At 68.1% G+C, this 25407-nt stretch carries 22 protein-coding genes; 15 read left to right on the forward strand and 7 right to left on the reverse strand.

Features of this window, described 5'->3' with window-relative positions; genetic code table 11:
- Positions 1-95: 95 nt before the first annotated feature.
- The 12 genes from ACTWJ8_RS13400 (at position 96) to ACTWJ8_RS13455 (ending at position 10657) form a co-directional block, all read left to right on the forward strand.
- Positions 96-1085 carry a C40 family peptidase gene (locus ACTWJ8_RS13400; RefSeq protein ID WP_443263922.1) on the forward strand — a complete coding sequence of 330 codons (990 nt, stop codon included), beginning with the start codon at positions 96-98 and terminating at the stop codon, positions 1083-1085.
- Positions 1086-1101: 16 nt separating this feature from the next.
- Positions 1102-1365, forward strand: a complete 264-nt coding sequence (locus ACTWJ8_RS13405; protein ID WP_443263923.1) for a hypothetical protein — start codon at positions 1102-1104, stop codon at positions 1363-1365.
- A 2-nt stretch (positions 1366-1367) separates the two neighbouring features.
- The gene (locus ACTWJ8_RS13410) at positions 1368-1736 is read left to right on the forward strand and encodes a hypothetical protein (protein WP_443263924.1); all 369 of its coding nucleotides are present in this window, start codon (positions 1368-1370) and stop codon (positions 1734-1736) included.
- Between the two features lies 1 nt (position 1737).
- The gene (locus ACTWJ8_RS13415) at positions 1738-2907 is read left to right on the forward strand and encodes a hypothetical protein (protein WP_443263925.1); all 1170 of its coding nucleotides are present in this window, start codon (positions 1738-1740) and stop codon (positions 2905-2907) included.
- The gene (locus tag ACTWJ8_RS13420) at positions 2831-4153 is read left to right on the forward strand and encodes a hypothetical protein (RefSeq protein ID WP_443263926.1); all 1323 of its coding nucleotides are present in this window, start codon (positions 2831-2833) and stop codon (positions 4151-4153) included. The genes ACTWJ8_RS13415 and ACTWJ8_RS13420 overlap by 77 nt, the downstream gene beginning before the upstream one ends.
- Complete coding sequence (locus ACTWJ8_RS13425) at positions 4147-5571, forward strand: hypothetical protein (RefSeq protein WP_443263927.1); 1425 nt, start codon at positions 4147-4149, stop codon at positions 5569-5571. The genes ACTWJ8_RS13420 and ACTWJ8_RS13425 overlap by 7 nt, the downstream gene beginning before the upstream one ends.
- Before the next feature lie 84 nt (positions 5572-5655).
- A complete protein-coding gene (locus ACTWJ8_RS13430; protein ID WP_443263928.1) occupies positions 5656-5880 on the forward strand; it encodes a hypothetical protein in 225 nt (74 codons plus the stop codon).
- Between the two features lie 21 nt (positions 5881-5901).
- Positions 5902-6165 carry a hypothetical protein gene (locus ACTWJ8_RS13435; protein WP_443263929.1) on the forward strand — a complete coding sequence of 88 codons (264 nt, stop codon included), beginning with the start codon at positions 5902-5904 and terminating at the stop codon, positions 6163-6165.
- Between the two features lie 89 nt (positions 6166-6254).
- The gene (locus tag ACTWJ8_RS13440) at positions 6255-7118 is read left to right on the forward strand and encodes a bifunctional DNA primase/polymerase (protein ID WP_443263930.1); all 864 of its coding nucleotides are present in this window, start codon (positions 6255-6257) and stop codon (positions 7116-7118) included.
- 2 nt (positions 7119-7120) lie between these two features.
- Positions 7121-8596, forward strand: coding sequence for an ATP-binding protein (locus ACTWJ8_RS13445; protein ID WP_443263931.1), 1476 nt, complete (start codon positions 7121-7123; stop codon positions 8594-8596).
- A 488-nt stretch (positions 8597-9084) separates the two neighbouring features.
- Positions 9085-9330: a helix-turn-helix domain-containing protein gene (locus ACTWJ8_RS13450; protein WP_443263932.1), complete on the forward strand. Its 246-nt coding sequence runs from the start codon at positions 9085-9087 to the stop codon at positions 9328-9330.
- An 88-nt stretch (positions 9331-9418) separates the two neighbouring features.
- Positions 9419-10657 (forward strand): tyrosine-type recombinase/integrase, encoded by a 1239-nt coding sequence (locus ACTWJ8_RS13455; RefSeq protein WP_443263933.1) that lies wholly within the window; start codon positions 9419-9421, stop codon positions 10655-10657.
- Positions 10658-10922: 265 nt separating this feature from the next.
- On the opposite strand, the gene ACTWJ8_RS13460 is transcribed toward ACTWJ8_RS13455, so the two are convergent.
- The 3 genes from ACTWJ8_RS13460 to ACTWJ8_RS13470 form a co-directional block, all read right to left on the reverse strand.
- A complete protein-coding gene (locus ACTWJ8_RS13460; protein WP_443263934.1) occupies positions 10923-13400 on the reverse strand; it encodes a tetratricopeptide repeat protein in 2478 nt (825 codons plus the stop codon).
- Positions 13401-13411: 11 nt separating this feature from the next.
- Complete coding sequence (locus tag ACTWJ8_RS13465; protein ID WP_443263935.1) at positions 13412-13831, reverse strand: hypothetical protein; 420 nt, start codon at positions 13829-13831, stop codon at positions 13412-13414.
- Positions 13832-14319: 488 nt separating this feature from the next.
- Positions 14320-15681 carry a glutamine synthetase family protein gene (locus ACTWJ8_RS13470; RefSeq protein ID WP_356377782.1) on the reverse strand — a complete coding sequence of 454 codons (1362 nt, stop codon included), beginning with the start codon at positions 15679-15681 and terminating at the stop codon, positions 14320-14322.
- A 415-nt stretch (positions 15682-16096) separates the two neighbouring features.
- On the opposite strand from ACTWJ8_RS13470, the gene ACTWJ8_RS13475 reads away from it, so the two are divergent.
- From ACTWJ8_RS13475 to ACTWJ8_RS13485, 3 genes are all read left to right on the forward strand, one after another.
- Positions 16097-18031 carry a S53 family peptidase gene (locus ACTWJ8_RS13475; RefSeq protein WP_443263936.1) on the forward strand — a complete coding sequence of 645 codons (1935 nt, stop codon included), beginning with the start codon at positions 16097-16099 and terminating at the stop codon, positions 18029-18031.
- 116 nt (positions 18032-18147) lie between these two features.
- Positions 18148-18624, forward strand: coding sequence for a DUF6153 family protein (locus ACTWJ8_RS13480; protein WP_443263937.1), 477 nt, complete (start codon positions 18148-18150; stop codon positions 18622-18624).
- A gap of 58 nt (positions 18625-18682) precedes the next feature.
- Complete coding sequence (locus tag ACTWJ8_RS13485) at positions 18683-20287, forward strand: multicopper oxidase family protein (RefSeq protein WP_443263938.1); 1605 nt, start codon at positions 18683-18685, stop codon at positions 20285-20287.
- Positions 20288-20349: 62 nt separating this feature from the next.
- On the opposite strand, the gene ACTWJ8_RS13490 is transcribed toward ACTWJ8_RS13485, so the two are convergent.
- The 4 genes from ACTWJ8_RS13490 to ACTWJ8_RS13505 form a co-directional block, all read right to left on the reverse strand.
- The gene (locus tag ACTWJ8_RS13490; RefSeq protein WP_356377770.1) at positions 20350-21567 is read right to left on the reverse strand and encodes an MFS transporter; all 1218 of its coding nucleotides are present in this window, start codon (positions 21565-21567) and stop codon (positions 20350-20352) included.
- A gap of 172 nt (positions 21568-21739) precedes the next feature.
- Positions 21740-22759 carry an endonuclease/exonuclease/phosphatase family protein gene (locus ACTWJ8_RS13495; protein WP_443263939.1) on the reverse strand — a complete coding sequence of 340 codons (1020 nt, stop codon included), beginning with the start codon at positions 22757-22759 and terminating at the stop codon, positions 21740-21742.
- A 211-nt stretch (positions 22760-22970) separates the two neighbouring features.
- Positions 22971-23582: a TetR/AcrR family transcriptional regulator gene (locus ACTWJ8_RS13500; protein WP_356377972.1), complete on the reverse strand. Its 612-nt coding sequence runs from the start codon at positions 23580-23582 to the stop codon at positions 22971-22973.
- Positions 23583-23715: 133 nt separating this feature from the next.
- A complete protein-coding gene (locus tag ACTWJ8_RS13505; RefSeq protein ID WP_443263940.1) occupies positions 23716-25323 on the reverse strand; it encodes a DHA2 family efflux MFS transporter permease subunit in 1608 nt (535 codons plus the stop codon).
- Between the last annotated feature and the right edge of the window lie 84 nt (positions 25324-25407).

Raw genomic sequence — 25407 nt, forward strand, 5'->3', positions numbered from 1 at the left:
TGCCGCACGGTGCTTCACGGTGCCCGCACGGTGCCTCGCACGGGCCCCTGCACGGTTCATGACCTGCATGAACACAGGAGAAGGGGGAGTGAGAGATGAAAGGGTCCGGGATCGGGATCCTGGTGGCCGGATCGTCCCTGATCGCCATCACCGCGATGAGCCTTCAGGGCAACCCCGCCGTGCGCGGCAAGCAGACCGCGGTGGGCGACCGGGTCAAGCCCGGATCGGTGCCCGCCCAGTACGAGCGGATCATCAACGCGTGGGGCAACGAGTGCGACGCCATTTCGCCGCGCATTCTCGCCGCGCAGATCAAACAGGAATCCAACTTCAACCCCAAGGCCACCTCGCCGGTCGGCGCCAAGGGAATCGCCCAGTTCATGCCGGGCACCTGGCAGTCCTCCGGAATCGACGGCAATGAGGACGGAAAGCGCGACATCTGGGATCCCGAGGACGCGATCCCGTCGGCGGCCCGCTACATGTGCTCCGTCTCCAAGAATCTGAAGGGTGTTTCCGGAGACAAGACGCGCCTTGCGCTTGCCGGATACAACGCCGGTACCGGCGCCGTTCAGAAATACCGGGGAATCCCGCCCTACAAGGAGACCGAGAACTACGTCGCGACCATCATGAAGTCGGCCGCGAGCATGGGCCAGCCCGTCGCGAACCAGTCCCGCATCGCCGTCGACGCCGTGAACTACGCCTCCCGCCAGATCGGCAAGGACTACGTCTGGGGCGGCAACGGCGACCAGGACGGCGGCTTCGACTGCTCGGGCCTGACCAAGGCCGCTTTCGCGCAGGCCGGAGTAACGATTCCCCGCGTCGCCAACGACCAGTACGCCTACCTGGAACAGCAGGGCGCCCTCGTCGAGAAGGACGAACTCCAGCTCGGCGACCTCGTGTTCTTCAGCCAGAAGAAGAAGTCCGGCAAGGCCGGGCCTCGCGATATCGACCACGTCGGCATCTACATCGGCCGCGGGCACTTCCTCGACGCCCCGCGCACCGGCGCAAAGATCCGCATCGAGCCGATGTGGTGGGACACGTTCATGGGCGCCGGACGGGTCCACCCCGACAACGCCCAACAGGCCTGAGAGGGGAGGGCAATTGATGTGCTACGTGACCGACGAAGGCGCGGTCAATCTCGTTGAAGCGGCCCGGAATTCCGACACCCTCGCCGCGCTGTCCGCGCTGGTGATCCTGCTCCTGATCGTCGCCGGACTCTCGTCCTGGTCGGCGCTGCGCGCGGCCCGCGAGATGCGCAGGCTCCGCGCCGAAACCAGCGCACACCCGCAGTACGAGGCCGGGCCGTTGGCGGGCCCGAACAGCTCCGACGCCAATTCCAGCAACACCTACCCCGGTTGGGAGAACTGACCATGAGCAAGTACTCCGACACGTTCATCTGGGCTGCCGAGGGCTGCATCAAGAAGGCCGACGGCACCCAGGACTGCTCGAAGGGCGCCAAGACCGTCCTGAAGACCATCAGCGACACCGGCCCCGACCTGGAGCCGGTGGCCGGCCTGCTGCCGCTGTACCAGATCGTCGCCGGGGTCCTGCTCGGCGCGGCCCTGCTGGTCATCTTCGGCGGCGCGATCGTCACCGTGACCCGCGGCGGGTTCGCCGCCGGGTTCAAGAAGGACGGTGGAGCCCTGAAGAAGACCGTGATCACGGTCGGCGGGCTGATCCTGCTGGCGCTGGGCGTGCTGTTCCTCGGCCCGGCCCTGACGACCGCGCTGGGAGGCTGACATGGCTGACCCGTGCGCCGAGATCTACGGCCGAGCCAAGCAGTACTGCGAGCGCGGCGAGAGCGGGAAGCCGCCCAGCGACGGTGATTCGTCGCTGGGCGGCATGTTCGACCCGGTCAGCAGCGCCGCCGACTGGCTGTCGGATCAGGCGGCAGCCCTGTACCGGCAGATGGACCGCCTGATGATGTCCGGGGCGTCGCCGCTGGACGGGTTCGACGCCCACGGCGTCGCGGGCGTCTACAACCCGGTGGCGGGCCTGAGCCTGCTCATCGGAACGATCGTCCTGTTGGGCGGGATCATCTTCTGGATGGCCCGCCCTTCGGGGCCCAACTTCCGCAAGGCCGGACAGGCCGGAGGCCGCTACCTCGGGCTGATCCTGCTGGCGACCGCGGCCCCGATCGTCATCGCGTTCGCCGCCTACGGGCTCGGCCAGCTCTCCACCCTCGTCTACGCCGACATCGCCGACCACCCCTTCAAGGGCATGGAAAAGACGCTGATCGGCTCCGACGGCAACCCCTGGGGCCGCATCGCCCAATCGCTCGTGGTGGTCGGGTCGGTCGGCCCGCTGTGGCTGATGTGCCAGCTCACCAAGGTCGGTGTGCTGGCCGCGATGGTGTTCGTGCCGCTGGTCGCCGCGTTCGGCGTGAGCCGCGGTTGGTTGCAGTCGACGACCCTGCGGCGCCTGCTGCACCTGGTCTGCGTCGTCTACCTCGCGCGCATCCCGGTCGCCATCGTGCTCATGTTCCGGCCCCTGATGCCCAAGGGCGCCGTGACCGACCTGCTGCTGACCGCCTCGACCGGCCTGGTCTGCGTGTATGTGCTGGTGAACCTGCCGTCGGTTGCTCAGAAGGCCACGGCGCGGATCACGCGGATGCCGAAGGTCAAGGCGCACACCCAGGGCCGCACCACGGTCACGAAGATGCCCGCCGACCGCGAGCGCACGATCCACGCGAAGAACCTGTCCGCCCTGCATACCCCCGGCAACCGGCCCTGGAACAAGCCCACCTCGGGAGAGGCCGCCAAGCCGCAGCGTGCCGCCGAGCCCCGGCCGCGCGTGAACCGGCCAACCACGATCACTGAAGAGAGGAGCCGACGTGTCCGAGTCCCGGACGTACCTGCTGGACCCGCTGTACGAGACCGAGACCCTCAAGCTCCCGCCCACCGCGGCTGACTACATCGTCATGGGCTCGGGCGCCCTGCTCAGCTTCACCGGCATGCTCGCCGCCTCCGGCAGCATCGCCGGGATGCTGGCGAGCCTGGCCCCCGGCGCCATCACCGGGGCCGGGGCCCTGATCAAACTCGGCGACGCCACGGCCGTGGAACGCATCGGCCGGCGCCTGGGCCACAAGTCCCGCACCCGCGCACTCAACCCGCGCGGCGACGAGAAGCACGCCAAAGTGCCGAGCCCGCACCACGCGGCCTTCACCGGCGTGCAGGAACTCCGCTTCCACCCGCGCGAGCGCGCCGCCTTCCCACAGGCCCACGGCCGCACGCTCGCCGCGTTCACGTGGATCACCGACGGCGCCGCCCTGAAGGACCCGGCGCGGATGTACCGGGCCCATGACGAGCTGGCGGCCTTCCTGGAGTGGGTGGCCGCCACCTGCCCCGGCGCGTGCGTGCGGATCGTGCACGAGGTCACCCCCTACGGCACCGACGAGGACGAAGCCCGCACCGCCGAAACGAGCGAGCTGGGCGACTCCTACCGGCAGCTCGTCGACATGGTCGGCGAGGCCTGCGACTTCCACGCCACCGTGATCGTGCTGTCCGTGCCCGCACACGGCGACGAACTGGAAGAAGAGCACGGCTGGCTGGAGGCGGCCCACGAGCACGCGGGCGCCTGCGGCATGGAGACCGGCCCTCTGTGGGGCATGTGGGCCTGGTCCCAGGCCCTGCCGCCCGAGCTGACCGACGGCCCGTTCGAGGTCCACGAGGACCACTTCCGGGCCGCCGGTCTGCTCCACGCCACCGCCGACGTGAGCGACTTCCGCCGCGGGCAGCGCTCGGCATCGTTCTGGCGGCCGATGGTCACCACCCTGCCCCGCGTGCGCCGCACGACGGTCGTCGAGTACCTGCCGCAGGACCGCCGCCGCGCCGAGAAGCGCCTGGAGACCGGCGAGATGCTCCGCACCGCGACCGCTCGCAGCGCGGACGACGCCCGCCGCGAGAAGACCTCGACGCGGACCGGCCGCAGGGCCGCCGATCTGCACGAGGAGGACCTGGAGAACGGCGCCACCTATGTGCAGGTCGCCGCCCGGATCACCGTCCACGCCGCGACCGAGAAGGAGCTGAAGGCCTTCCGCTCGCAACTCGAGCAGACGGCGGTGTCTGCCGGCGCCCGGCTCACGTGGATGGACCGCGAACACGAGACAGGGTGGCGGTCCTCGCTGCCCCTGCCCGGAGGGGAGTTCACATGCTGACGACCACTCGGCAGGCCATCGGGCTCTTCCCTGGCTACGCCTGCCAGCCGGTCACCGACGGGGCCCTGATCGGGGCCTCGCTGCTGGACGGCTCGCCGTTCCGCTTCACCGCCGTCGACTGCGACCAGGAAGTCCTGCCGAGCACCGGGGCGGCTCTGCTCGGCACCCTCGGCGGCGGCAAGTCCACCAACAGCAAGGTGCTCGCGCTGCGCGACCTGGCCCGCACCGGCCGCCGCTACGCGGTCCTGGACGCCAAGGGCGAAAACGGCGTCGGCGAATGGGACTCCATCGCCGTCGCGCTCGACGTGAAGCCGGTCCGGTTCGGCGAGGGCGTGTGCATGAACCCGCTCGACGAGCGGATCCCGCCCCTGCACCGCGTGCAGCTGGTCGCCGCCCTCGCCGAGCTCGGCGGCCAACAGCCGCTGTCGTCCGGTGCCCGCATGGCACTGGACGCCGCCATGGACAGCCCACAGGCCACCACGCTGTCCGGGCTGATGCACGCGGTCACCTCGCTGTCCCACGACGCGATCCCCGGCCGGTTCACCGACGAACAGCTCCTCGGCTTCGGCCAGGAGGTCGTCAAGGCGCTCTCCGTGTTCGTGCAGTCCGCGACCCGCGGCATGCTCGACGGCCCGACGTCGCTGTCCCTGGACGAGCGGCTGACCATCTTCGACTTCAGCCGCATCGACCGCACCTCCGTCGCGCTGCCCGCGCTGATGGCCGTGGTCGGCGTGTTCCTGGAATCGGTGTGGCTGGCCCAGGGCGGCGCCGCGTACGGCATGCACTCCACGCTGATCGTGGAAGAGGCCTGGCAGCTCCTCAAGCACCCGGCCACCGCCGCGCTGCTGCAGCGGATGATGAAGTACTCCCGCCGCGAGGCCCTGTCGGTGATCTCCATCGCGCACTCCGCGAAGGACGCCAAGTCCGAAGAGGCCAAGGACCTCATGCGGCTCGCCTCCACCCGGGTCTTTCACCAGATGGACCCCGAGGACGCCGAGCTGTGCCGCAGCATGTTCGGCCTGCCCGACTGGGCCGTGCACGAGATCCCGCTGCTGGGACGCGGCCAGGCCATCTGGCAGACCGGCCGCCACATCAACCTCGTCCAGACCCTCGTCACGGACTTCGAGCGCAAGCACTGCTACACCTCCAAGCGCCGCGACGCCGCCCAGCGCATCCCGGCCGAGGCTGATGCCGAGCTGGCCGGGGAATGGGCCTGGCCGATGCCGCCGAACGTCATCGACGCCCGGCACGATGAAGCCATCCAGGCCGCCCGCGAGGGCCGCCACGCGGAAGCCTCCGCCCTCGCCGCACTCGGCGAAAGCCAGGACATCAAGGCCCACGGCATGGGCTCCGACCAGGTCGCCCAGTGGCGCCACACCTGGACCCAACTCGCCGACCTGTCCAAGCGCCCCGCCTAAGCGGCCGGCCGCTGACACGCACGACCCCACTCCCGCCCCGTAGCGCAGACCCCGCCTGCGCTCCTCGCTGAGGAGGTCCCTCTCATGGCAAAAGGTCCCGCCGTCATAGGCGTCCTGACCGAACCGCCCCGGCCGACCTGGTGGAAGGCCAACCGGCACATCGTCCTGCTGATCCTCGGCCTCATCGTCGGCTTCCACCTCGCCAGCCCCGGCAGCGACGCCAAACCGCACCACCCCAAACCCACCCCCGCCAGCACCGCGCCCGCTGCCCCGACCGGCAACTCGCCGTCCCCGAGTCCATCTCACTGACACCTGAAAGAGGAGCACCGCATGCGGCTGCGCGTTCAACGCACCAGCTGGCCCCGCCCCGGTCTGCTGCTGACCGACACCCCCGACCCCAACTGCCAGCAGTGCCTGGGTGATGGGTGGTTCGAGGAGGACTACGCCGACTACGCGACGGGCGACTACGCCGGCACCGACTGCTGGCCGTGCACCTGCTGGCACGAGGAGTACCGCTGGCTGATCCTGCCACTCCCGAGCCGCCGTTTGCCTCGCCACACCACCGATCCGTGGATCGACGAGCCCCCGTTCTAGCTACGCCAAGGGCGGCCCCTCCGTCTCGCCAAAGTCGCGGGGCCGCCCTTGCCCACCTGTCCTCAACAGACCTGTGGAGGTCTCTAAGCATGACCCAACCGACCACGACCCTGCGAGAGCACCTGCATACGGCTCTCGACCTGGCTGCGAATGGCCTGCCCGTGCTGCCGCTCCGTGCCGGGAAGGTTCCCTTCGCGAACTGCCCCTCCTGCCTCTACAGCAGCTGCGGCGGCCGGCCGAACATGAAGACCCCCGGCCCCTGCGCCTGCACCGCGCCGTGCCACGGCTGGGCCGCCGCCACCACCGACCCGGACGTCATCACCTCCGAGGCCTGGAGCAGGGCGTGGCTGTGCGGGGCCGCGGTCGCCTACCACCCCGGCGGCGCCGGACTGACCGTCGTCGATCTCGACGACGCCGACGCCATCGCCTGGGCCCGCCAGCACCTGCCCACGACGCTGACCGTGCCCACCACACGCGGGGAACACTGGCTCTACCTCGGCACGATGCCCTCAGCTAACGGCGTACGGCCCGGCGTGGACATCAAGTCAACGATGTCCTACGCCCGTTGGTTGGGGCCCGGCACGGGCACCATGGCCGACCTGCCCGAGGCAGTGCGCGCCCTGGCAGTGAAGGAGCCCACCCCGGCCCGGCCCGTGGCGCCCGCGGCCCTCACCGTGCCCGCGGGCTCCGGGAGCGGGCAGTGCCGCCACCGCAGCCCGGCCTTCCTTCAGCGCGGCATCCACATGGCAGAGCAGCGCATCCGCACGGCGACCAGTGCCGTGCACAGCACGGTCTACTCCACGTTCCTGGCCGTGCTGTCCACCCACGGACGCTGCGGCTGCCTCACCGAAGCCCACGTCGCCACCTTGTTCGCCGCCGCGCAGGACAAGGGCGAGACCGTACGCCACTGCACCGAGGCCTGGGCCAACGCCCGCGCCACGTTGGGACTCTGAGCATGCCCGAGGACGACAAGACCCCGGCCCGCGCGGTCATCACCGACTACGCCAAATCGCACTTCCGCTACTTCCGCACCGCCGACGGCACTGTCTACGCCCAGCAAAAGGGCCACCCCATCGCCCGACCGATCCGTTCCCAAGGCACCTCGGGCAGCCACCGCCAAGAACTCATGGTCGGCCTGTTCGAGGACGGCCACGGCGCATTCAGCGGCACCGCCTTGAAGGAGGCACTGGACATGATCGAAGCATTGGCCATGCGCGAGGAAGTCGAGCGCGTACACGTCCGCGTCGCCCCCGGATTCGACGGCGCGACCTGGCTCGACCTCGGCCGCAACGACGGCAAGTCCGTACGCATCCACCCCAACGGCTGGGACATCGCCGTACCCGACCCGCACGAGGTCCGCTGGCGCCGCACCCAGCTCACCGGCGAACTCCCCATCCCGGCCAAGGACACCCAGGGCAAGGGCATCGACAAGCTGCTCAGCCTGTGCAACTTCGCCGACGCCGCAACCGAATCCCTGGTCATCGCCTGGCTGATCGGCTGCCTCAGCCCGACCTCGCCCGTCCCGGCACCGTTCCTCACCGGCCCCCAGGGCGCGGGCAAGTCCACGGCCGGCCGCATGCTCACCCGGATCATCGAGGGGATGAGCGGCGACCTGCGCCGCGCCCCGCGGGACGAGGAGAACCTGATCGCGGCAGTCGCCGCCGGATGGGTCACCGCCCTGGACAACCTCTCCTACCTGACCCCGGACATGTCGGACGCGATGTGCTGCATCGTGACCGGCGCCGAGACCGTCAAGCGGGCGCTCTACACCGACGGCGACGTCTCCATCGCCCGCTACCGCCGCCCCCTGCTCATGACCGGCATCGACGTCGGCGTCATCCGCCCCGACCTCGCCGAACGCCTCCTGCCCCTGCGCCTGGAGCGTCCCAAGGTGCGGCGTACCGAGGCAGAGCTGTGGGCCGAGTACGAGCCGGTCCTGCCCGTGATCCTCGGCTCTCTGCTGGACCTGACCGTGACCGTCCGGGCCACGCAGGCGGAGACCCCGACGGACCTCCGGATGGCGGACTTCGCGCACCTGTGCGCGCAGCTCGACGCGTCGACCCACCTCGGCTCCCTGGCCGCCTACCGGGCCAGCCTGGACGACCTCACCGACGACGTCATCGAGGGCGACCTGCTCGCCCAGACCGCCCTCAGGCACGCCGAGACCATGGAAGCGGGGCAGGCCGACCAGCTTTCCTCGACGGAGTGGCTGGATAAGCTCACCCGCCTCTACACGGGCGAGGACTGCCGCCCCCTGCCCAAGGGGTGGCCCACCACCGGCAAGGTCCTCTCCGACCGCCTCAAGCGCATTCAGCCCACCCTCGCCGCACGCGGCGTCCTCGTCGACTGGGGCCGCACGAGCAAGGCCCGCTACATCGAGATCACCCGCGCCCGACCTGCTGAGCCAGCCCCGCGCGCCCCGCTGTTCTGACTCGCCGGGCGACCGGCGGAACAAAAAGGCAAGAAGAGCACCCGGTAGTGCGAGCCGAGCGCCGAGCAGGGCAGCCGCGGGTGCTCTTCTTGCTGTTTGGCGGCTTCGCCGCCCTCAATGGTCGCGCCGCGAAGCGGCACCTTCTCTGCTCTTCGACCGCAGACAAAAGATCACCGCTCCCTCTCTCTTGTCCTAAGGAGAGGGAAACTCCGTCATCCACGACACCCGGCCCCGGAAACCGGGTCTCACCTGCCAAAACAGATGTGACGCAGTGTCGAAGGCCTGCGTCCTCACGCGTCATCCGCGTCACCGTCCAACCGTCGCGCCGTGTGACACACCCGATGACGTTCCCCGACACCTGCTGTCATCCAAAACCGCAGGTCACACCCAGCAGCGAACGCAGATGACGTGATGACGCAGAAATCCCCAGCTCGGACACACGCGGACTCCGGAGCCGACGACAACGTAACTCGATTCGCGAGGACTTCATGAGCCGACCCCGCTCCGCTCAACCTGACCTCCGCGCGACCCTGCGCGGCGGCCTCCCTGATCGGTACCTCACCCCCGACGACATTGCCGAGATCTTCGGCGTCCCCCTCGAAACCGTCTACCAGTGGCGCAAGAAGCGCACCGGGCCGCCCGGCTTCCGTATCGGTAAGCACCTGCGCTACGACCCCTCCGACGTACAGACATACGTCACTGAACTCCGCCGCATCGACGCCGACGCCGCCTGACATCACCAGGCCGAACCGCAGTTCAACTTCCCAGGGAGGGCCACAAGGTGGCCCTCCCTGCATGCTGTCGAGAAGGGACCACCAGTTCATGGCAGGCCACATCCAAGACCGATGGTTCAAGACCGAGCCCGACGCCAACGGCAAGGCCACCCGCGTCAAGACTGACCGTCACGGCACGGGCATGCGCTATCGAGCGCGCTACATCGGCCCCGACGGAACCGAGAAGTCCCAGAGCTTCCCTGACGGCAAGAAGCGGCTTGCCGAGAAGTGGCTGACGAAGATCGAGGCCGACATGGACAGCGGCCGGTACGTCGACCCCAAGGCAAGCCGCACCACGTTCCGCCAGTACGCCGAGAGATGGCTCAAGTCGCAGACGACCGACGCGACTACACGAGAGCCCGTTTCCGTTCAGATCAGGCGCCACGCCATCCCCTACCTGGGGACACGTCCACTTGGTTCGTTCAAGCCGGAGCACATTCGAGAGTGGCTAGCGGAGCTGGAACGAGCAGTACCCGCGTCCTCGTACCGCCGTGTCATCTTCGCCAGCGTCTCGGCTGTGTTCACGGCCGCTGTGGAGGACGACCACCTTCACCGAAACCCCTGCAAGGCCAGCACGGTCCGCGCGCCAGGCCCGAACAACCGTCGTGTTGTCCCATGGACCACGGAGCGCACGTTCGCTGTGCGCGCCGCGCTCCCCGAGCAGTACCGCGCGACAGTCGACCTGGGCGCGGGGTGCGGCCTGCGACAAGGCGAGATCTTCGGTCTTCCAGTAGATGAAATCGGATTCGATACTGGCTGGCTGCACGTCGGGTACCAAGTGAAGGTCGCGGAAGGCCAGCTCGTTTTCGCGCCGCCGAAGCGCAACAAGGAGCGCGACGTGCCGCTCGCCGATTCGGTTGCGCACGCACTCAAGGAACACATGGACACCCACCCGCCCGTCGACGTCACGCTGCCTTGGCTGCGCCCTGACGGCGAGCTACTCACCAAGCGGCTCTTGTTCGTCCGCCCAGACGGTGACGGCGCCGTGCGGCGTACGGACTTCAACACGCGCTTCTGGAAGCCCGCCCTCGTAACGGCCGGCGTCATCCCCGAGCCCAAACCGGGCGCCCGCCATCAGGCAGCACGCGAACACGGCATGCACGCGCTCAGGCACTTCTACGCGTCCGTACTCCTGGACGCAGGCGAGAACATCAAGGCCCTGAGCACGTACCTGGGACACACAGATCCAGGCTTCACGCTCCGCGTGTACACGCATCTGATGCCGAGCAGTGACGGACGGTCCCGTAAGGCCGTGGACAGCATGTACAGCAGCACAAAAACCCTGTAGCGCCTGCCGCGGTAGAAACTACTCCATCAAGGCCCGCGCACAGCGCGGGCGCGCATGCGGGCGAGGTCAGGAAACACCCTCTGTGGCTGGGGCGGTCGGCTCCACGGCTTTAGGCAGCCACTTTGGGGCGAGCCTCTAAGATCATGGCCCAACGTCGTGCTTTAACGGGCAGGTCCACAGACTGCCCGACTCGCCAGGAGCTTAACGGGCCATGATCACTCGCCCCAAAGCCGCTCCGCCGACCTTGATGGCACACCTCCGCTGACTACCGCTTCTTCTTCCCGCGGCGCCCTTTAGTCGACTGAGCCCGCCTAGCAGGAATAGGAGGAAGCCCCTTCGAAAGTCGCAACCAGTGAGCAGCCTCTTTACCCCTACCGAGTTCGATCATCATGTGCGTCATCCTCTCGGCCGCATGACCATGACCGCCATTGAATGAGGCACGATAATATCGTTCAGCATCATCAAAAATACCGTCCTGGAATGCCATTTCTCCAAGCCAGCATCCGGAATGGGAATGACCAGCCTCCAATGCGACACCAAACCAATATTTAGCCAAATCGCGCGCACGAACGAGATAGAACGTAGAACCCAGGGCGCAAAACCCCTCTGGCGTAATCTGCGCCCGGACTCGCTCTAGGAACTGCATGGCTTCATCGGTTTGCCCATTCGCAGCCAAAATGAATCCGAGATTCTCGGCTGCGTCATCGTTGAAATCGGCGATTCTGCGATATAGCTCCGCAGCCTTATCGATAAAGCCTTCCAATTCGAAATCAAGGGCTAGATTATATATCGACCATTGATCCTCATTTTCCGCCCCCAAGATCCAGGCCGCCTTAGCCTGATCACCCTTTCCCTGCCTACGATAAAGCGAACCCAGAATAGAATTCGCCTCGTGATATCCAGATGCGACTGCCTCTTTAAGAAGAGATTCGGCTTCCGCGTATTCCCCTCTATCAGCCAAAGCGACAGCTAGGTTCGTGCTCGCATACCGGGATCCTCCTTCATGACCTGCCCGAAACCACTTTTCCGCTTCTGCGGGATCTTCGTCAGCGATCATCGCGCCGTAGTTATTCATCGCCTCAACGACGCCAGCCTCTGCGGCCTGAAGGTAATTCTCGCGAGCCAGATCCTTACGATCGGTCCTGAAGTAATAGACGGCGAGATTGTGCCGATCGTCGGCGTCGTTCTCCGCCTCTATCAATTTAACCCACCACTGCTCAGCCTCGCTGGCAAATTCTAGCGACTCAGCTAGGCCGCGGATGGCGAAGATGTCGCCGTTATTGGCTCCCTTTCGGAATACCTCCACGGCCCTATCAGTATCACCATTAGAGCGGTACCAAATCCCCAGCGGGACGTAAGCTGAAACTTCACCACTCTCTGCTGCTTTAACCCAAGCCTCTACGGCTTCACTTTCCCGATCCGTGTTGATGTACAGAATACCTAGATGTATAAGCGCTCGCCCGGATCCCCGCTTAGCGCTTTCCCTCCAGGCTTCTTCAGCTATTGCCGTTTCCCCATTAGCCTCGGCTGCCAAACCAACCAAGTACGTCGAATTCTCTCGCTTGGCGAACTCAAGAATTTGGCGCCACGAGTTTCCTGGAATCGGTTGCCTAGCATTCGAGCGCGTGAACTCGTCCGCAAGGTAGTCGAATACTTTTAGGCGCTCCGGGTCCTCAACGGCCGGCATGAGCAGGCTCGTCACGCCAAACCGCAGACATGTCGCCCAAGCAAAGGCTTCTTCGATCGTCTCAGGGCGCGAGGCGGCCCCACCAACACGAGCAAGGTAGGACTCGTGCATGTTCACTAGGAGCTCGCGGGTGACTGAATGGGTTATGCCAGCACGCACACAATCAACAGCAGCGGCCACGAGCGCTGCACCGCGGGGATTAATCCCAGGACCCCATGCCAAAACCCATTCCTGATAGAGACGAGGGCCAGCCGCAAGGTACTCAGCTACACCGTAATGCATGCTGAATGCAACCGCTCCTTGAACTCGAAGGTCGCTAACCTGTCGAGCTCGTTCAATCTCCTCAGGAGCCCACATGCGTGGAAGAACAATTACATTGATTTGCTCTAGAATGCGTCGCCCGAGATTATCACTCTCGTCATTTCCAACTGGAGCATTTGAGGCAAGGGAGGGATTGAACTGTCGGTATTGCTCTGCCCGCATCGTGGACAAGATTGGCAGTCGAGCTCTACGCAACAGACCAAGGATCTGCGGCGTGAGGCCCTCCGGGCCAATATATCTTTCAAGATTGTCGAGCCATAGGACGCAATTTTCTCTATTCTCAACCAATGCAGGCAGGGCCGATACCAGATCATTACCGTCGTAGGGAGCAAAAACACTATGCTCACTGAAACATTCCTTGAGGGCTTCAAAGGCCGCCCTCGTCTTTCCGGCCGTGGAATCCCCTACTATCAGGATTGGATCTCCACTCCGAGGGATTCTACCTATTCGTATGCGCAGCTCTGCGTCAATTTGGCGGCCAACATAGGGCGGTAGTTCACCTTCAACATCAGTAGCGGCATGATGCACACCGAGCTCAGTTGGCGTAACTTCCGATACCGGGACGGCTGTAAACGGGAAGGATACCTGCTCAGCATCAGCAGCTCCCGCCAAATTGGCAAGGATGAGCGAATCGGCATTAATTTGAACGCCCGATTGCTGCTGGAATACTCTTCCTTTTTTCTGAGCGCGACCGGAAAAGAATTCGCGATGAACGGAGTGCTCGAAATGCTCCACGCCAGATCGCCTCAGTAGTTAATTTGCGTACCGGTTCCCTGCTGATAGACGCGACCACTATCCCTAGCAGTGGCGGTCTGCTGGACGCCCGGGGCAATGTCCCCTGCAGCCGGTACCAGAGAAGACCAACTACTGAGGAGCGACTCCAGTTCGGCGATCAACTCCGGCTCTTCGCGAATAAGACGCCTCAGTTTTCCGCGCCATTGTTGAGAGAGTTCTTCTCGTGTGTCTTCGTCGCCGTTCTCCAGCGATTCCCTCAGTTCACGCGCGGACTCGTCTAGCGCGTTTTCAACTGAGGCGACCTCAGATGCACGACCTCGCCGGAAGAGGGCCACAATGCCACTCTTAACCTGTTCCCACACTTCGCTTGTCATCAATGAAACGAGAGAATTGGCACCCGTAGTAACCAGCGCCAGAGCTGCAGCGTCCATCGAACCCCCCACCAGAACTTACGGCCAGGATGGAAGCCTACGAGACCGCGACAAGCTAGCGCAGCCGATTCAACAAAACCACTGCATCGACCATGCATGGCCCCCTGTGAACGGGAACAGATCCACCACGACGAAGGGGAAGTGAGCACTTAGCAGGCTGCTCAGCACAAGCGCCCTCCCGGGCCGTCCTGGGGCCGTGGAAGGGCGCTCGTTGGTGACCAGCGCTGACAACTGGCGACGGGTGCGCCGCAGTTCAGAGCGTTGATCACGGACGGCCGCAGGTCACGGCCGTCCGTGATCAGTTGTGGCTGTGCAGCGCCCGCCCAATCTTCAGCGTCGGATCTACATCCGACCGCCCGCTGCAGCCACCTCGGGCCGGACTTCACGGCCCACACACGGCCCAGCCCCCACCGCACGCGACGGGGCCGCCGGTCCCCGACCAGCGGCCCCGAAAGCCTGATGCGGTGCGAAACCGCTCTGACCTGCGCCTACAGCACGGGAAGATTCTTCCGCAGCTCGAACGCCGTGACCTCGCTGCGGTACTCCTCCCACTCCTGCTTCTTGTTGCGCAGGAAGAAGTCGTAGACGTGTTCGCCGAGGGTTTCGGCGAGGAGTTCGGAGCGTTCCATCAGGGCGATGGCCTCGCCGAGGTTCTGGGGCAGGGGCTCGATGCCCATGGCGCGGCGTTCGGCGTCGGAGAGGGCCCAGACGTCGTCGTCGGCGCCGGGCGGCAGCTCGTAGCCCTCCTCGATGCCCTTGAGGCCGGCCGCGAGGAGGACGGCGTACGCGAGGTACGGGTTGCAGCCGGAGTCGAGGGAGCGGACCTCGACGCGGGCCGAGCCGGTCTTGCCGGGCTTGTACATCGGGACGCGGATGAGGGCCGAGCGGTTGTTGTGGCCCCAGCAGATGTAGGACGGGGCCTCGCCGCCTGCGCCCGCCGTGCGTTCGGAGCCGCCCCAGATGCGCTTGTAGGAGTTCACCCACTGGTTGGTGACGGCGGAGATCTCCGCGGCGTGCCGCAGCAGGCCCGCGATGAAGGAGCGGCCGACCTTGGAGAGCTGGTACTCGGCGCCGGACTCGTAGAAGGCGTTCCTGTCGCCCTCGAAGAGCGAAAGGTGCGTGTGCATTCCGCTGCCCGGGTGTTCCGAGAACGGCTTCGGCATGAACGTGGCCTGCACGCCCTGCTCCAGCGCCACCTGCTTCATGACCAGGCGGAACGTCATGATGTTGTCCGCCGTGGACAGTGCGTCGGCGTAGCGGAGGTCGATCTCCTGCTGGCCGGGCGCGCCCTCGTGGTGGCTGAACTCGACCGAGATGCCCATCGACTCCAGCATGGTGATCGCCTGGCGGCGGAAGTCCATGCCGACGTTCTGCGGGGTGTGGTCGAAGTAGCCGGAGTTGTCGGCGGGCACCGGGCGGGAGCCGTCGAGGGGCTTGTCCTTCAGGAGGAAGAACTCGATCTCGGGGTGGGTGTAGAAGGTGAAGCCGAGGTCGGAGGTCTTGGCGAGGGCCCGCTTGAGCACGTAGCGCGGGTCCGCGAAGGACGGCGAGCCGTCGGGCATCAGGATGTCGCAGAACATCCGGGCGGTGCCGGGGGCCTCCGCGCGCCACGGCAGGACCTGGAAGGTGCCCGGATCCGGCTTGGCGATCATGTCGGACTCGTACACCCGGGCGAAGCCCTCGATGGCGGAGCCGTCGAAACCGATCCCCTCGTCGAACGCCTGTTCCAGCTCGGCCGGGGCCACGGCCACCGACTTCAGGAAGCCCAGCACGTCCGTGAACCACAGACGTACGAACCGGATGTCGCGCTCCTCAAGGGTGCGGAGCACGAATTCCTGCTGCTTGTCCATCTCTCGCTTCCACCCATCCTTGCTGGTCAGGCCTACTGCTCCCACGTCGGCCCGTGACTGACAGGGGACGTGGTCACATCCCACCACACGCCGGTTTCCGGCGCGTTGCCGACCTTGATCGTGCTTGATCGGCAGGTGTTGTGTTCATAGTGCCCGCTGAACCCCTTCAGGCCATAGTGCCTGCCGTCCGGCCCGTACCGCCGGACCGTCGACAACGGGGCCGCGCCGCGGGCACCCCAACGGCCCTCGACGTGCCCAAATCGGCCTATCCCGACCGTAGTTGAGCCGACTTGACGTCTTCTTGATCGACCCATTTCCCCCGCGTGAACGGTTGTTGGCAAGAGTGGGGCTCCTCTGCGTGTGCATTACACATGCACCGCGGCACAGCCAGCACCTCTATCCAGGGGGGTTCCACATGAGATCGAACCGCGGCACACGCCGCTCACGGGCCGGCCTGAGCATCGCGGCCACCCTTCCGCTGCTCGCCGGCGCGCTCGCGCTGGCCGCTCCGGCCCACGCACAGCCGCACGACCGGGACACCCTCAGCGGCACCAAACCGCTGTGGGCCACCGGCGCCGCCGACAAGGGCGACACCGCGGACAGCGGCAGGGTCACCGCGCGCGTCTACCTCGCGGGCCGGGACGCGAAGGGCCTCGCCGCCTACGCGAAGGCCGTGTCCGACCCGTCGTCGAAGCGGTACCAGAAGTATCTGAGCGCCAAGGAGGCGCACAGCCGCTTCGGGGCGACGAAGGAGCAGATGGCCGAGGTCACGGCCTGGCTGAAGTCCTCCGGCCTGACCGTGACCGGCTCCACCGCGCGCTATCTGTCCGTGTCGGGCGACGTGGCCGCCGCCGAGAAGGCCTTCGGCACCCAGCTGCACGACTACAAGAAGGGCGGGCACACCTACCGCGCCCCGTCCGCCGCCGCCACCGTCCCGGCCTCCCTCGACGGCGCCGTGCTCACCGTCACCGGCCTCGACAGCGCCCCGCACAAGGCGACGAAGCAGGACCAACTGCCGCCGCCGAGCGCCGTGTTCCGCAACGCCGGCCCCTTCTCCACGTACTACGGCTCGAACATCGCGACCACGCTCCCGGACGCGTACGGCACCAAGGTCCCCTACGCCCCGAGGGGCTACACCGGCAAGCAGCTGCGGGCCGCGTACGGCGCGGGGAAGGCGACCGGCAAGGGCGTGAAGGTCGCGATCACCGACGCGTACGCCTCGCCGACCATCGCCAAGGACGCGGCGACGTACGCGAAGAAGCACGGGGACGCGGGCTACAACACCGGCCAGTTGAAGCAGGTGCTGCCGAAGAAGTACTCGAAGATCAAGGAGTGCGACGCGGCGGGCTGGTACGGCGAGGAGACCCTCGACGTCGAGGCCGTGCACGCGATGGCGCCGGCCGCCGACATCACGTACGTGGGCGCGGCCTCCTGCTACGACGACGACCTGCTCGACTCGCTGGGCACGATCGTCGACAAGCACCTCGCCGACATCGTCTCCAACTCCTGGGGCGACATCGAGGCCAACCAGACGCCCGAGCTGGCGGCCGCGTACGACCAGGTGTTCCAGCTGGGCGCCGTCGAGGGCATCGGCTTCTACTTCTCGTCGGGCGACAACGGCGACAACGTCGCGTCGACGGGTACGAAGCAGGTCGACACGCCCGCCAACTCGGCGTGGGTGACGGCCGTCGGCGGCACCTCGCTCGCCGTCGGCAAGGGCGACACGTACCAGTGGGAGACCGGCTGGGGCACGCTGAAGTCGAACCTCGCGGCCGACGGCAAGAGCTGGACCGACTTCCCGGGCGCGTACACCTCCGGCGCGGGCGGCGGCACCAGCAAGACCGTCGCGCAGCCCGACTACCAGAAGGGCGTCGTGCCGGACGCGCTGGCGGGCGCCAACGGCGGCAAGAACCGCGTCGTCCCGGACATCGGCGCCATCGCCGACCCGAACACCGGCTTCCTCGTCGGCCAGACACAGACCCTGCCCGACGGCTCGCTCGGCTACGACGAGTACCGCATCGGCGGCACCTCGCTCGCCGCGCCGGTCATCGCCGGTGTGCAGGCGCTGGCGCAGCAGACGGGCGGCGGCAAGGCGCTCGGCTTCGCGAACCCGGCGATCTACGACCGGTACGGCACCGCCAAGTACCACGACGTCGTCGACAAGCCGACCGGCAAGGACCTCGCCGTGGCCCGCGTCGACTACGCGAACAGCTACGACTCCTCCGAGGGCCTGCTCACGTCGGTGCGCAGCCTCGGCAAGGACGCCTCCCTGAAGGCCGTCAGGGGCTACGACGACGTGACGGGGGTCGGCTCACCGGCTCCGGGTTACGTGAACTCGTACCGCCGCTGACGTCACGGACGCCCCGGTGGTCCGGGCGGGCGCTCGCCCCGGACCACCGGGGCTCACGTGTGTCCGGGTGTGCCCTCGGGGCCGGATGGATACCGGGCGGGGGTAGGGTGCGGGGCATGGCGAGGGCGAGGAGCGCGGCGGGGCGGTGGCAGCGGCTGCTGCTGTTCGCCGGGCTGCTCTTCGGGATCGTCTGCATGCATACGTTGGGGCATCCGTCGGGGCACGGGGCGGGCTCGGGCTCGGGCCACGGGACGAATGCAGCGCCCATGACGGCTCTCATGTCGACTCCCATGCCGGCGCCCATGTCGGCTCCCGTGCCGGCGTCTGCGGCGCACGACGGTTCGCCGCACGCGCCCGCCGTCCACGAGCACGCCCCCGACTCCCCCGGCCACGGCGGCATGGACCCGCTGAACGTGTGCCTGGCCGTGCTCGGCTCGTTCACCCTGCTCGTCCTGCTCACGGCGGTCGTGCTGCGCCCGCTGCTCGCAGCCGTGGCGCCCGGTCCGCGTACGCGCGGGCTCTCCTTCGCCCAGCGGCCCAACCCTCCCCCGCCACGAAGAGTCCTGTCCCTGCTGTCGGTGCTGCGCATTTAGGCCTGCGCCCGTTTCCGCACGCCTTGATCCACCCTCATCGACAGCGAGGTACACACGCATGCGCAAGGAGACTCCGCGCACCCCCACTCGACGCACCCTGCTCGGCGCGGCGATCGCCGTGGCGGGGACGGGCACGCTGGCCGCGTGCTCGTCGTCCGCCGGCTCCTCTTCGGGACACGGCGGGCACGGCGGGCACGGCTCGGCCGGGAGCGCGCCCGGCGGCTACGTCGACCCGGCGGGCAAGGAGGTCGCCGCGGCCGAGAAGAAGCGCGGCGGCACCGGCAGGACCAGGAAGGTCCGGCTCACGGCAGCCGCGACCCGGCTCGACCTGGGCGACCGCACGGTCACGTCCTGGTCGTACGGCGGCGAACTGCCCGGCGAGGCCGCCCGGGTCACGGCCGGCGACACGCTCGACCTCACGCTCGCCAACCACCTGCCCGAGCCGACGTCCCTGCACTGGCACGGCATCGCGCTGCGCAACGACATGGACGGCGTACCGGGCCTGACGCAGAAGTCGATCGCGCCGGGCGCCGACTTCCGCTACCGCTTCACGGTGCCGCACCCCGGCACGTACTGGTTCCACCCGCATTCGGGCACGCAGCAGGACCGCGGCCTGTACGCGCCGCTGATCGTGGAGGACCCCAAGGAACCGCTCTCCTACGACAAGGAGTGGGTGGTCGTCCTGGACGACTGGGTCGACGGGGTGGACGGCTCGACGCCGGACGCGGTGCTGAAGGAGCTCCGCGCGGGGATGGACCACGGGGGTGGCCACTCGGGCCACGACATGTCGAACATGTCGAACATGTCGATGACGTCGTCGTCACGGGAGGAGAAGAGCCCCTCCCGCATGATGATGGGCGCGAAGAGCGACCTCCTCGGCGGCGACGCGGGCGACGTGAAGTACCCGTACTACCTGGTCAACGGCCGTACGTCGCAAGCCCCTTCGTCCTTCGACGCCCGCCCTGGCGACCGCATCAGGATCCGGTTCGTGAACGCGGGCGGCGACACGGCGTTCCGCGTGGCGCTCGGCGGCCACGAGATGACGGTGACGCACACGGACGGCTTCCCGGTGCGGCACTCGAAGACGGACGCGCTGCTGCTCGGGATGGGCGAGCGGTACGACGTGCTGGTGACGGCCGGCGACGGGGTGTTCCCGCTGACGGCGCTCGCGGAGGGCAAGAAGGCGTCGGGGATGGCGGTGCTGCGCACGGGTACGGGCGCGCCGCCGAAGCCCTCGACCCGTCCGAAGGAGTTGAACGCCCGCCTCCTGACAGCGGACAAACTGAAGGCCGACGACTCGGTGTCCCTCCCCTCCCGCAAACCGGACCGCACGATCGAGCTCGAGCTCACGGGTGGGATGGCCAAGTACGACTGGGCGTTCAACAAGAAGCCGTACGACCCCGACCAGCGGTACCCGGTGCGGGCGGGCGAGCGGGTCCGCCTGGTGTTCACCAACACCACGTCGATGTGGCACCCGGTCCATCTGCACGGCCACACGTTCACCCTCGGCGACGGCCCCCGCAAGGACACGGCCGTGGTCCTCCCGAACACCACGGTGACCGCCGACTTCGACGCCGACAACCCCGGCCTCTGGATGCTCCACTGCCACAACGTCTACCACTCGGAGGCAGGCATGATGACGGTCCTGGGCTACCGGGCCTGACACACGCAGGGGCGGGGCACACCGACGTGTGCCCCGCCCCTCTGTCCGCTGTCACGCACGCGTCAGCGTCGCGCCGGTTCCTGTTCCGTCGGGACGTGGGATGCCACCAGGCGGCCCGGGGTCGAGGGGGTGCGGCGGCGGTCCACCGTGTAGGCGAGGGTGGCGACCGCTACGCCGAGGACGGCCAGGGTGGCGCCCGCGAGGGCCGGGGACGTGGTGCCGAAGCCGGCGGCGAGGGTGAGGCCGCCGATCCAGGCGCCGCCGGCGTTGGCCAGGTTGAAGGCGGCCTGGTTGGCGGAGGAGGCGAGGGACGGGGCCGCGGAGGCCTTTTCCATCACGATCAGCTGGAGGGGGGAGCCCGTCGTGAACGCCGCCATGCCCAGGAGGAAGACGGCGAGCGCCGCGCTCCACTCCGTACGCATGAGGAGCGGGAAGAGGGCCAGGACCGCGGCCAGGGACGTGAGGCCGCCGAAGAGGGTGCCGCGCAGGGAGTGGTCGGCGAGGCGGCCGCCCATGAGGTTGCCGATCGTGGCGCCGAGGCCGAAGAGCGCGAGGAGCAGCGTCACGGAGGCGTCGGCGTAGCCCGCGGCGTCGGTGAGCATCGGCGTGATGTAGCTGTACGCGGCGAAGAGCGCGCCGAATCCGGCGACGGTCGTGCCGAGGGCGAGCCAGACCGGGAGGGACTTGAGGGCGCGGAGTTCGCCCCGCAGACCGGCGGCGCTCTCGCCGTGGCCGTGGTCCGCGGGGACGAGGGCCACCAGCGCCGCGATGGCGAGCAGGCCGATCGCGCTGACCGCGAGGAACGTGGCGCGCCACCCGAGCTGCTGGCCCATCGCGGTCGCGGCGGGCACGCCGACGACGTTGGCGATGGTCAGGCCGAGGAACATCAGGGAGACGGAGCGCGCCTTGCGTTCCGGGGCCACGAGGGACGTGGCGACGACCGCGCCGACGCCGAAGAACGCGCCGTGCGGCAGTCCGCTGACGAACCGGGCCAGCAGCAGCGAGTGGTAGTCGGGGGCCGCCGCCGACACCGCGTTGCCGACGACGAAGAGGGCCATCAGGCCGATCAGGACGCGGCGCCGCGGCATCCGCGCGGTGACCGCGGCGAGCAGCGGCGCGCCGATGACGACGCCGAGCGCGTACGCGGAGACGAGGTGTCCGGCGTCCGGGATCGAGATGCCCAGGTCGTCGGCGACGTTGGGCAGCAGGCCCATGATGACGAACTCGGTCGTGCCGATGCCGAAGGCGCCCACGGCGAGCGCGAGCAGGGCGAGGGGCATGGAGCAACTTTCGGGTAGCGACGGCGGGAGTGCGTGCGTACGTGAACGCGTACGTGCGGAGTACGTAAGTTTACGTGCGGAACAAAGCCTCGTCCGTCGACTATTCCGGGAGGTTAAAGCGCCGTGACGAACGGCGAACCGATGGCCGTCGGCCCGCCGACCCCCGCTGACCTCAGATGTCGACCCGCGCCGCGATCGGCAGATGGTCGCTCCCGGTCCTCGGCAGCGTCCACGACGTGACCGGCTCCACACCCTTGACCATGATCTGGTCGATCCGCGCCATCGGGAATCCGGCCGGCCAGCTGAACCCGAACCCGGAGCCCGCCGCGCCCTGCGTGGACCGCATCTGCGAGGTGACGCCCTTGAGCGCCCGGTCGTTCATCGTCCCGTTCAGGTCGCCGAGCAGCACGACCTTGTCCAGCGGCTCGTCGGCGATCGCCTCACCGAGCGCGTCCGCGCTCTTGTCGCGCTGGCTCGCGGTGAACCCGGAGTTCAGCTTCACCCGCACCGACGGCAGATGCGCCACGTACACGGCGACCTTGCCGTGCGGCGTCGCGACGGTCGTGCGCAGCGCCCGCGTCCAGCCGAGCTTGATGTCGACGGACTGCGTGTCGGAGAGCGGGTACTTGCTCCACAGCCCGACCGTGCCCTTCACCGCGTGGTACGGGTACTGCCGTGCGAGCGCGTCCCGGTACGTCGGCAGCGCCTGCGCCGTCACCTCCTCCAGGGCGACGACCTGCGCCCCGGACGCGGAGACGTCCTTCGCGGTGCCGGCCGGATCGGCGTTCTCCGCGTTGACGTTGTGCGTGACGACGGTGAGGTCGCCGCCGCTGCCCGTCTTGTCGGTGAGCAGCCCGCCGAAGAGGTTGAACCAGACGATCGCGGGGGCGAGCACCGCGATCACCGCGGTCGCCGACCTCCGTACGAGACCGAGCACGAGCAGCACCGGCACGAAGACGCCGAGCCACGGCAGGAACGTCTCGGTCAGCGATCCGAGGTTGCCGACCGTGTTGGGGATCTGCGCGTGCAGCACCATGACGAGCGCCAGCAGGATCGCGAGCACCGCGAGGACGATGCCGCGCCGCCAGTACCCGCGGTCGCCGCGCAACGGGCCGCCCTGGCGTCGCAGCCGGGTCCCCGGTCCGGTGGTCCCGGAACCGTTGCCGCCGCCACCCTTGTACGCCTGCGCCATGCCGTCGTCGCCTCACTGCCTGCCGTGCCCGCTGCCCCCGCCAAACAGTAGGCGATGAGCAGCGGCTTTCCATGTCTCTACGACCACGGGGACGTACACGGTGGTACGTGGAGTTCCGCGAGCCTCCCCCGGAACGCGCGCTGTGACAAAACCCGCACATCGACGTCCCCTCGTCGGCACGCGCCACACCCGCGCGCGGCACCACGCGGCGTCAGCGGCCGGCGCGCAGCCCCGCGAGCACCGTGTCGACGATCCGCTCGGCGAGGTCGTCGGCCAGCGGCGCGTCGGACCGCATGACGGTGCGCAGCAGCATCGGCCCGGTGATCAGGTCGGCCGCGAACTCGACGTCCGTGTCGGGCGGCAGCTCACCGCTCTCGACGCCGCGCCGCACCACGTCGTGCGTGGCCCGTCGCCGCGGGTCCACGACGAGTTCCTGGTACGCGTCCCAGAGCCGCGGCAGGGTCTTCATCTGCGCCAGGACGTTGTGCAGCAGCGCGGAAGTGCGCATGCTGAGGCCGCGCCTGCGCATGTGCTCGAGGAGCCGCACGAGGTCGTCGCGCACGGACGTGCCGGGCAGCTCGGGGTCGGGTTCCTCGATGGTGGCGACGACGTCGACGAACAGCGCCTCGCGGCCGCTCCAGCGCCGGTAGATGGTGGCCTTGCCGACGCCCGCGGTCCTGGCGATGCGCTCGATGGACAACTCCGTGAGCGGCACGCCCTGTTCGAGGAGGTCGATGACGCCCTCGATGATCGCCTGCTCGACGGCCTCGCTGCGGGGGCGGCCCCGCGCGGGCGCGGCGGACCGTGCCGCGTGCCCGGCGATCCGTCGCCGCCGGGTCCGCCGCTCTGCCGGTTCGGTGCCCGCGTCCACGCCGTCCGCCTCTCTCCGCGCCCGGGGTCGGCCGTTCCGCCGGCCGGCCCCGGCGCATTCTCTCAACCGGCGGGTCGGCGGCGGATCAATGGCCCGCCCCGACCTTCTCCGGCTGTTCACCGCTCTGCTCGGCCGGCGGGTCCTTGGGCTTGCGCGGCAGGAACAGGCCGGTGAGCACCGAGCTGAGCACGGCGACGCCCGCGCCGCAGAGGGCCGTGACGTGCATGGCGTGCACGAACGACCCGTTGGCGACGCCGACCAGGGGCTCGCCGCGCGGCCCGAGCTTCTCGGCGACGCTGAGCGTGGCCTCGATGGAGGCGCCCGCCGCGTCCTTGAGCCCGGCGGGCAGGCGCTGGAGCTGGTCCTCGATCCCGTTCCGGTACACCGTGGACAGCACCGAGCCGAGCACCGCGATCCCGAGCGCGCCGCCGACCTGGCGGAACGTATTGCTGAGCGCGGACGCCGAGCCCGCCTTCTCGCGCGGCAGCGCCTGCATGATCACGACGCTGGTCGGCGTCATGACGTGGGCCATGCCCGTACCCATGAAGAAGAAGATGACCTCCATGACCCAGATCGGGGTGTCCTCGTCGAGGAGGGTGAACGCGGCGAGCATCGCCGCGAGCAGCAGCAGTCCCCCGGTCGTGGTGACGCGCACGCCGAGCCGGTCGACGACGAGCCGGGCGCGCGGCGCGAAGATCAGCTGGGCGGCGGCGAGCGGCAGCAGGAACGCGCCGGTCTGGAGCGGCGAGTAGCCGCGCACGCTCTGGATGTAGAACGACGCGAAGAACGTGACGCCCATCATCGCGAAGAAGACGAGCGCGATGCCGGCCATGGCGGCCGAGAACACCTTGTTCTTGAAGTAGTTGATGTCGAACGACGGGTGGTCGCTGCGCTTCTCGTACAGCACGAAGGCCACCAGGACGGCGAGGCCCGCGGCGATCGTGGACAGCACTTCGGCACCGGTGAAGTCGCCCTCGTCGCCGCCCTTGATGATCCCGTAGACGAGCAGTACGAGTCCGACGATCGACAGGAGCACCCCGACGAGGTCGACTCGGCCCGGCTTCGGGTCCCTGGAGTCGGGCACGAGCGCGAGCATCAGGACGATGGCGATGATCACGATCGGCACGTTGACGAGGAAGACCGAGCCCCACCAGAAGTGGTCGAGGAGCAGTCCTCCGGTGATCGGGCCGATCGCGATGGCGAGGCCGACGCCGCCGGCCCAGATGCCGATGGCCTTGGGCTGTTCGTCCCGCTCGAAGACGTTCATGAGCACGGCGAGCGTGGCGGGCATGACGAAGGCGGCGCCGAGGCCCATCACCGCGCGGAACGCGACGAGTTGGGCGGGCGAGCCGGACTCGGCGGCGAGCGCGGAGCCGATGCCGAAGACGACGAGCCCGCCGATGAGGACCTTCTTGCGTCCGATGCGGTCGCCGAGCAGTCCGGCGGTGAAGAGCAGGCCGGCGAAGACGAGCGTGTACGCGTTGATGGCCCACTCGAGCTCGCTCTGCGAGGCGCCGAGGCCCACGGGGGCGGGGGTCGAGATCGTCTTGATCGCGACGTTCAGGATCGAGTTGTCCAGGACGACGATCAGCAGGCTCAGCATGAGCACGCCGAGGATCACCCATCGGCGGCGGTGCACGGCCTCCGCCACGGCGGAACCCTGGGAGCCCTGAGGGGCGGCGGGAGTGGTCATGGGAACGACCCTAGACCCATTTCGATACGGAACCGTCTCGTATTGAAAGCCGTACGGAAAGCCTTGCCGAGGCTTTACCGGGCG

The sequence above is a fragment of the Streptomyces sp. SDT5-1 genome, assembly GCF_052245995.1.
Lineage (GTDB): Bacteria > Actinomycetota > Actinomycetes > Streptomycetales > Streptomycetaceae > Streptomyces.

What these genes read in the sequence shown, in the direction of transcription:
- ACTWJ8_RS13400 (WP_443263922.1), top strand. Translation starts at nt 96, where the DNA reads ATGAAAGGGTCCGGGATCGGGATCCTGGTGGCCGGATCGTCCCTGATC.
- ACTWJ8_RS13490 (WP_356377770.1), bottom strand. Translation starts at nt 21,567, where the DNA reads ATGCCCCTCGCCCTGCTCGCGCTCGCCGTGGGCGCCTTCGGCATCGGC.
- ACTWJ8_RS13475 (WP_443263936.1), top strand. Translation starts at nt 16,097, where the DNA reads ATGAGATCGAACCGCGGCACACGCCGCTCACGGGCCGGCCTGAGCATC.
- ACTWJ8_RS13450 (WP_443263932.1), top strand. Translation starts at nt 9,085, where the DNA reads ATGAGCCGACCCCGCTCCGCTCAACCTGACCTCCGCGCGACCCTGCGC.
- ACTWJ8_RS13465 (WP_443263935.1), bottom strand. Translation starts at nt 13,831, where the DNA reads ATGGACGCTGCAGCTCTGGCGCTGGTTACTACGGGTGCCAATTCTCTC.
- ACTWJ8_RS13445 (WP_443263931.1), top strand. Translation starts at nt 7,121, where the DNA reads ATGCCCGAGGACGACAAGACCCCGGCCCGCGCGGTCATCACCGACTAC.
- ACTWJ8_RS13495 (WP_443263939.1), bottom strand. Translation starts at nt 22,759, where the DNA reads ATGGCGCAGGCGTACAAGGGTGGCGGCGGCAACGGTTCCGGGACCACC.
- ACTWJ8_RS13470 (WP_356377782.1), bottom strand. Translation starts at nt 15,681, where the DNA reads ATGGACAAGCAGCAGGAATTCGTGCTCCGCACCCTTGAGGAGCGCGAC.
- ACTWJ8_RS13415 (WP_443263925.1), top strand. Translation starts at nt 1,738, where the DNA reads ATGGCTGACCCGTGCGCCGAGATCTACGGCCGAGCCAAGCAGTACTGC.
- ACTWJ8_RS13485 (WP_443263938.1), top strand. Translation starts at nt 18,683, where the DNA reads ATGCGCAAGGAGACTCCGCGCACCCCCACTCGACGCACCCTGCTCGGC.
- ACTWJ8_RS13505 (WP_443263940.1), bottom strand. Translation starts at nt 25,323, where the DNA reads ATGACCACTCCCGCCGCCCCTCAGGGCTCCCAGGGTTCCGCCGTGGCG.
- ACTWJ8_RS13405 (WP_443263923.1), top strand. Translation starts at nt 1,102, where the DNA reads ATGTGCTACGTGACCGACGAAGGCGCGGTCAATCTCGTTGAAGCGGCC.
- ACTWJ8_RS13430 (WP_443263928.1), top strand. Translation starts at nt 5,656, where the DNA reads ATGGCAAAAGGTCCCGCCGTCATAGGCGTCCTGACCGAACCGCCCCGG.
- ACTWJ8_RS13410 (WP_443263924.1), top strand. Translation starts at nt 1,368, where the DNA reads ATGAGCAAGTACTCCGACACGTTCATCTGGGCTGCCGAGGGCTGCATC.
- ACTWJ8_RS13455 (WP_443263933.1), top strand. Translation starts at nt 9,419, where the DNA reads ATGGCAGGCCACATCCAAGACCGATGGTTCAAGACCGAGCCCGACGCC.
- ACTWJ8_RS13425 (WP_443263927.1), top strand. Translation starts at nt 4,147, where the DNA reads ATGCTGACGACCACTCGGCAGGCCATCGGGCTCTTCCCTGGCTACGCC.
- ACTWJ8_RS13480 (WP_443263937.1), top strand. Translation starts at nt 18,148, where the DNA reads ATGGCGAGGGCGAGGAGCGCGGCGGGGCGGTGGCAGCGGCTGCTGCTG.
- ACTWJ8_RS13440 (WP_443263930.1), top strand. Translation starts at nt 6,255, where the DNA reads ATGACCCAACCGACCACGACCCTGCGAGAGCACCTGCATACGGCTCTC.
- ACTWJ8_RS13435 (WP_443263929.1), top strand. Translation starts at nt 5,902, where the DNA reads ATGCGGCTGCGCGTTCAACGCACCAGCTGGCCCCGCCCCGGTCTGCTG.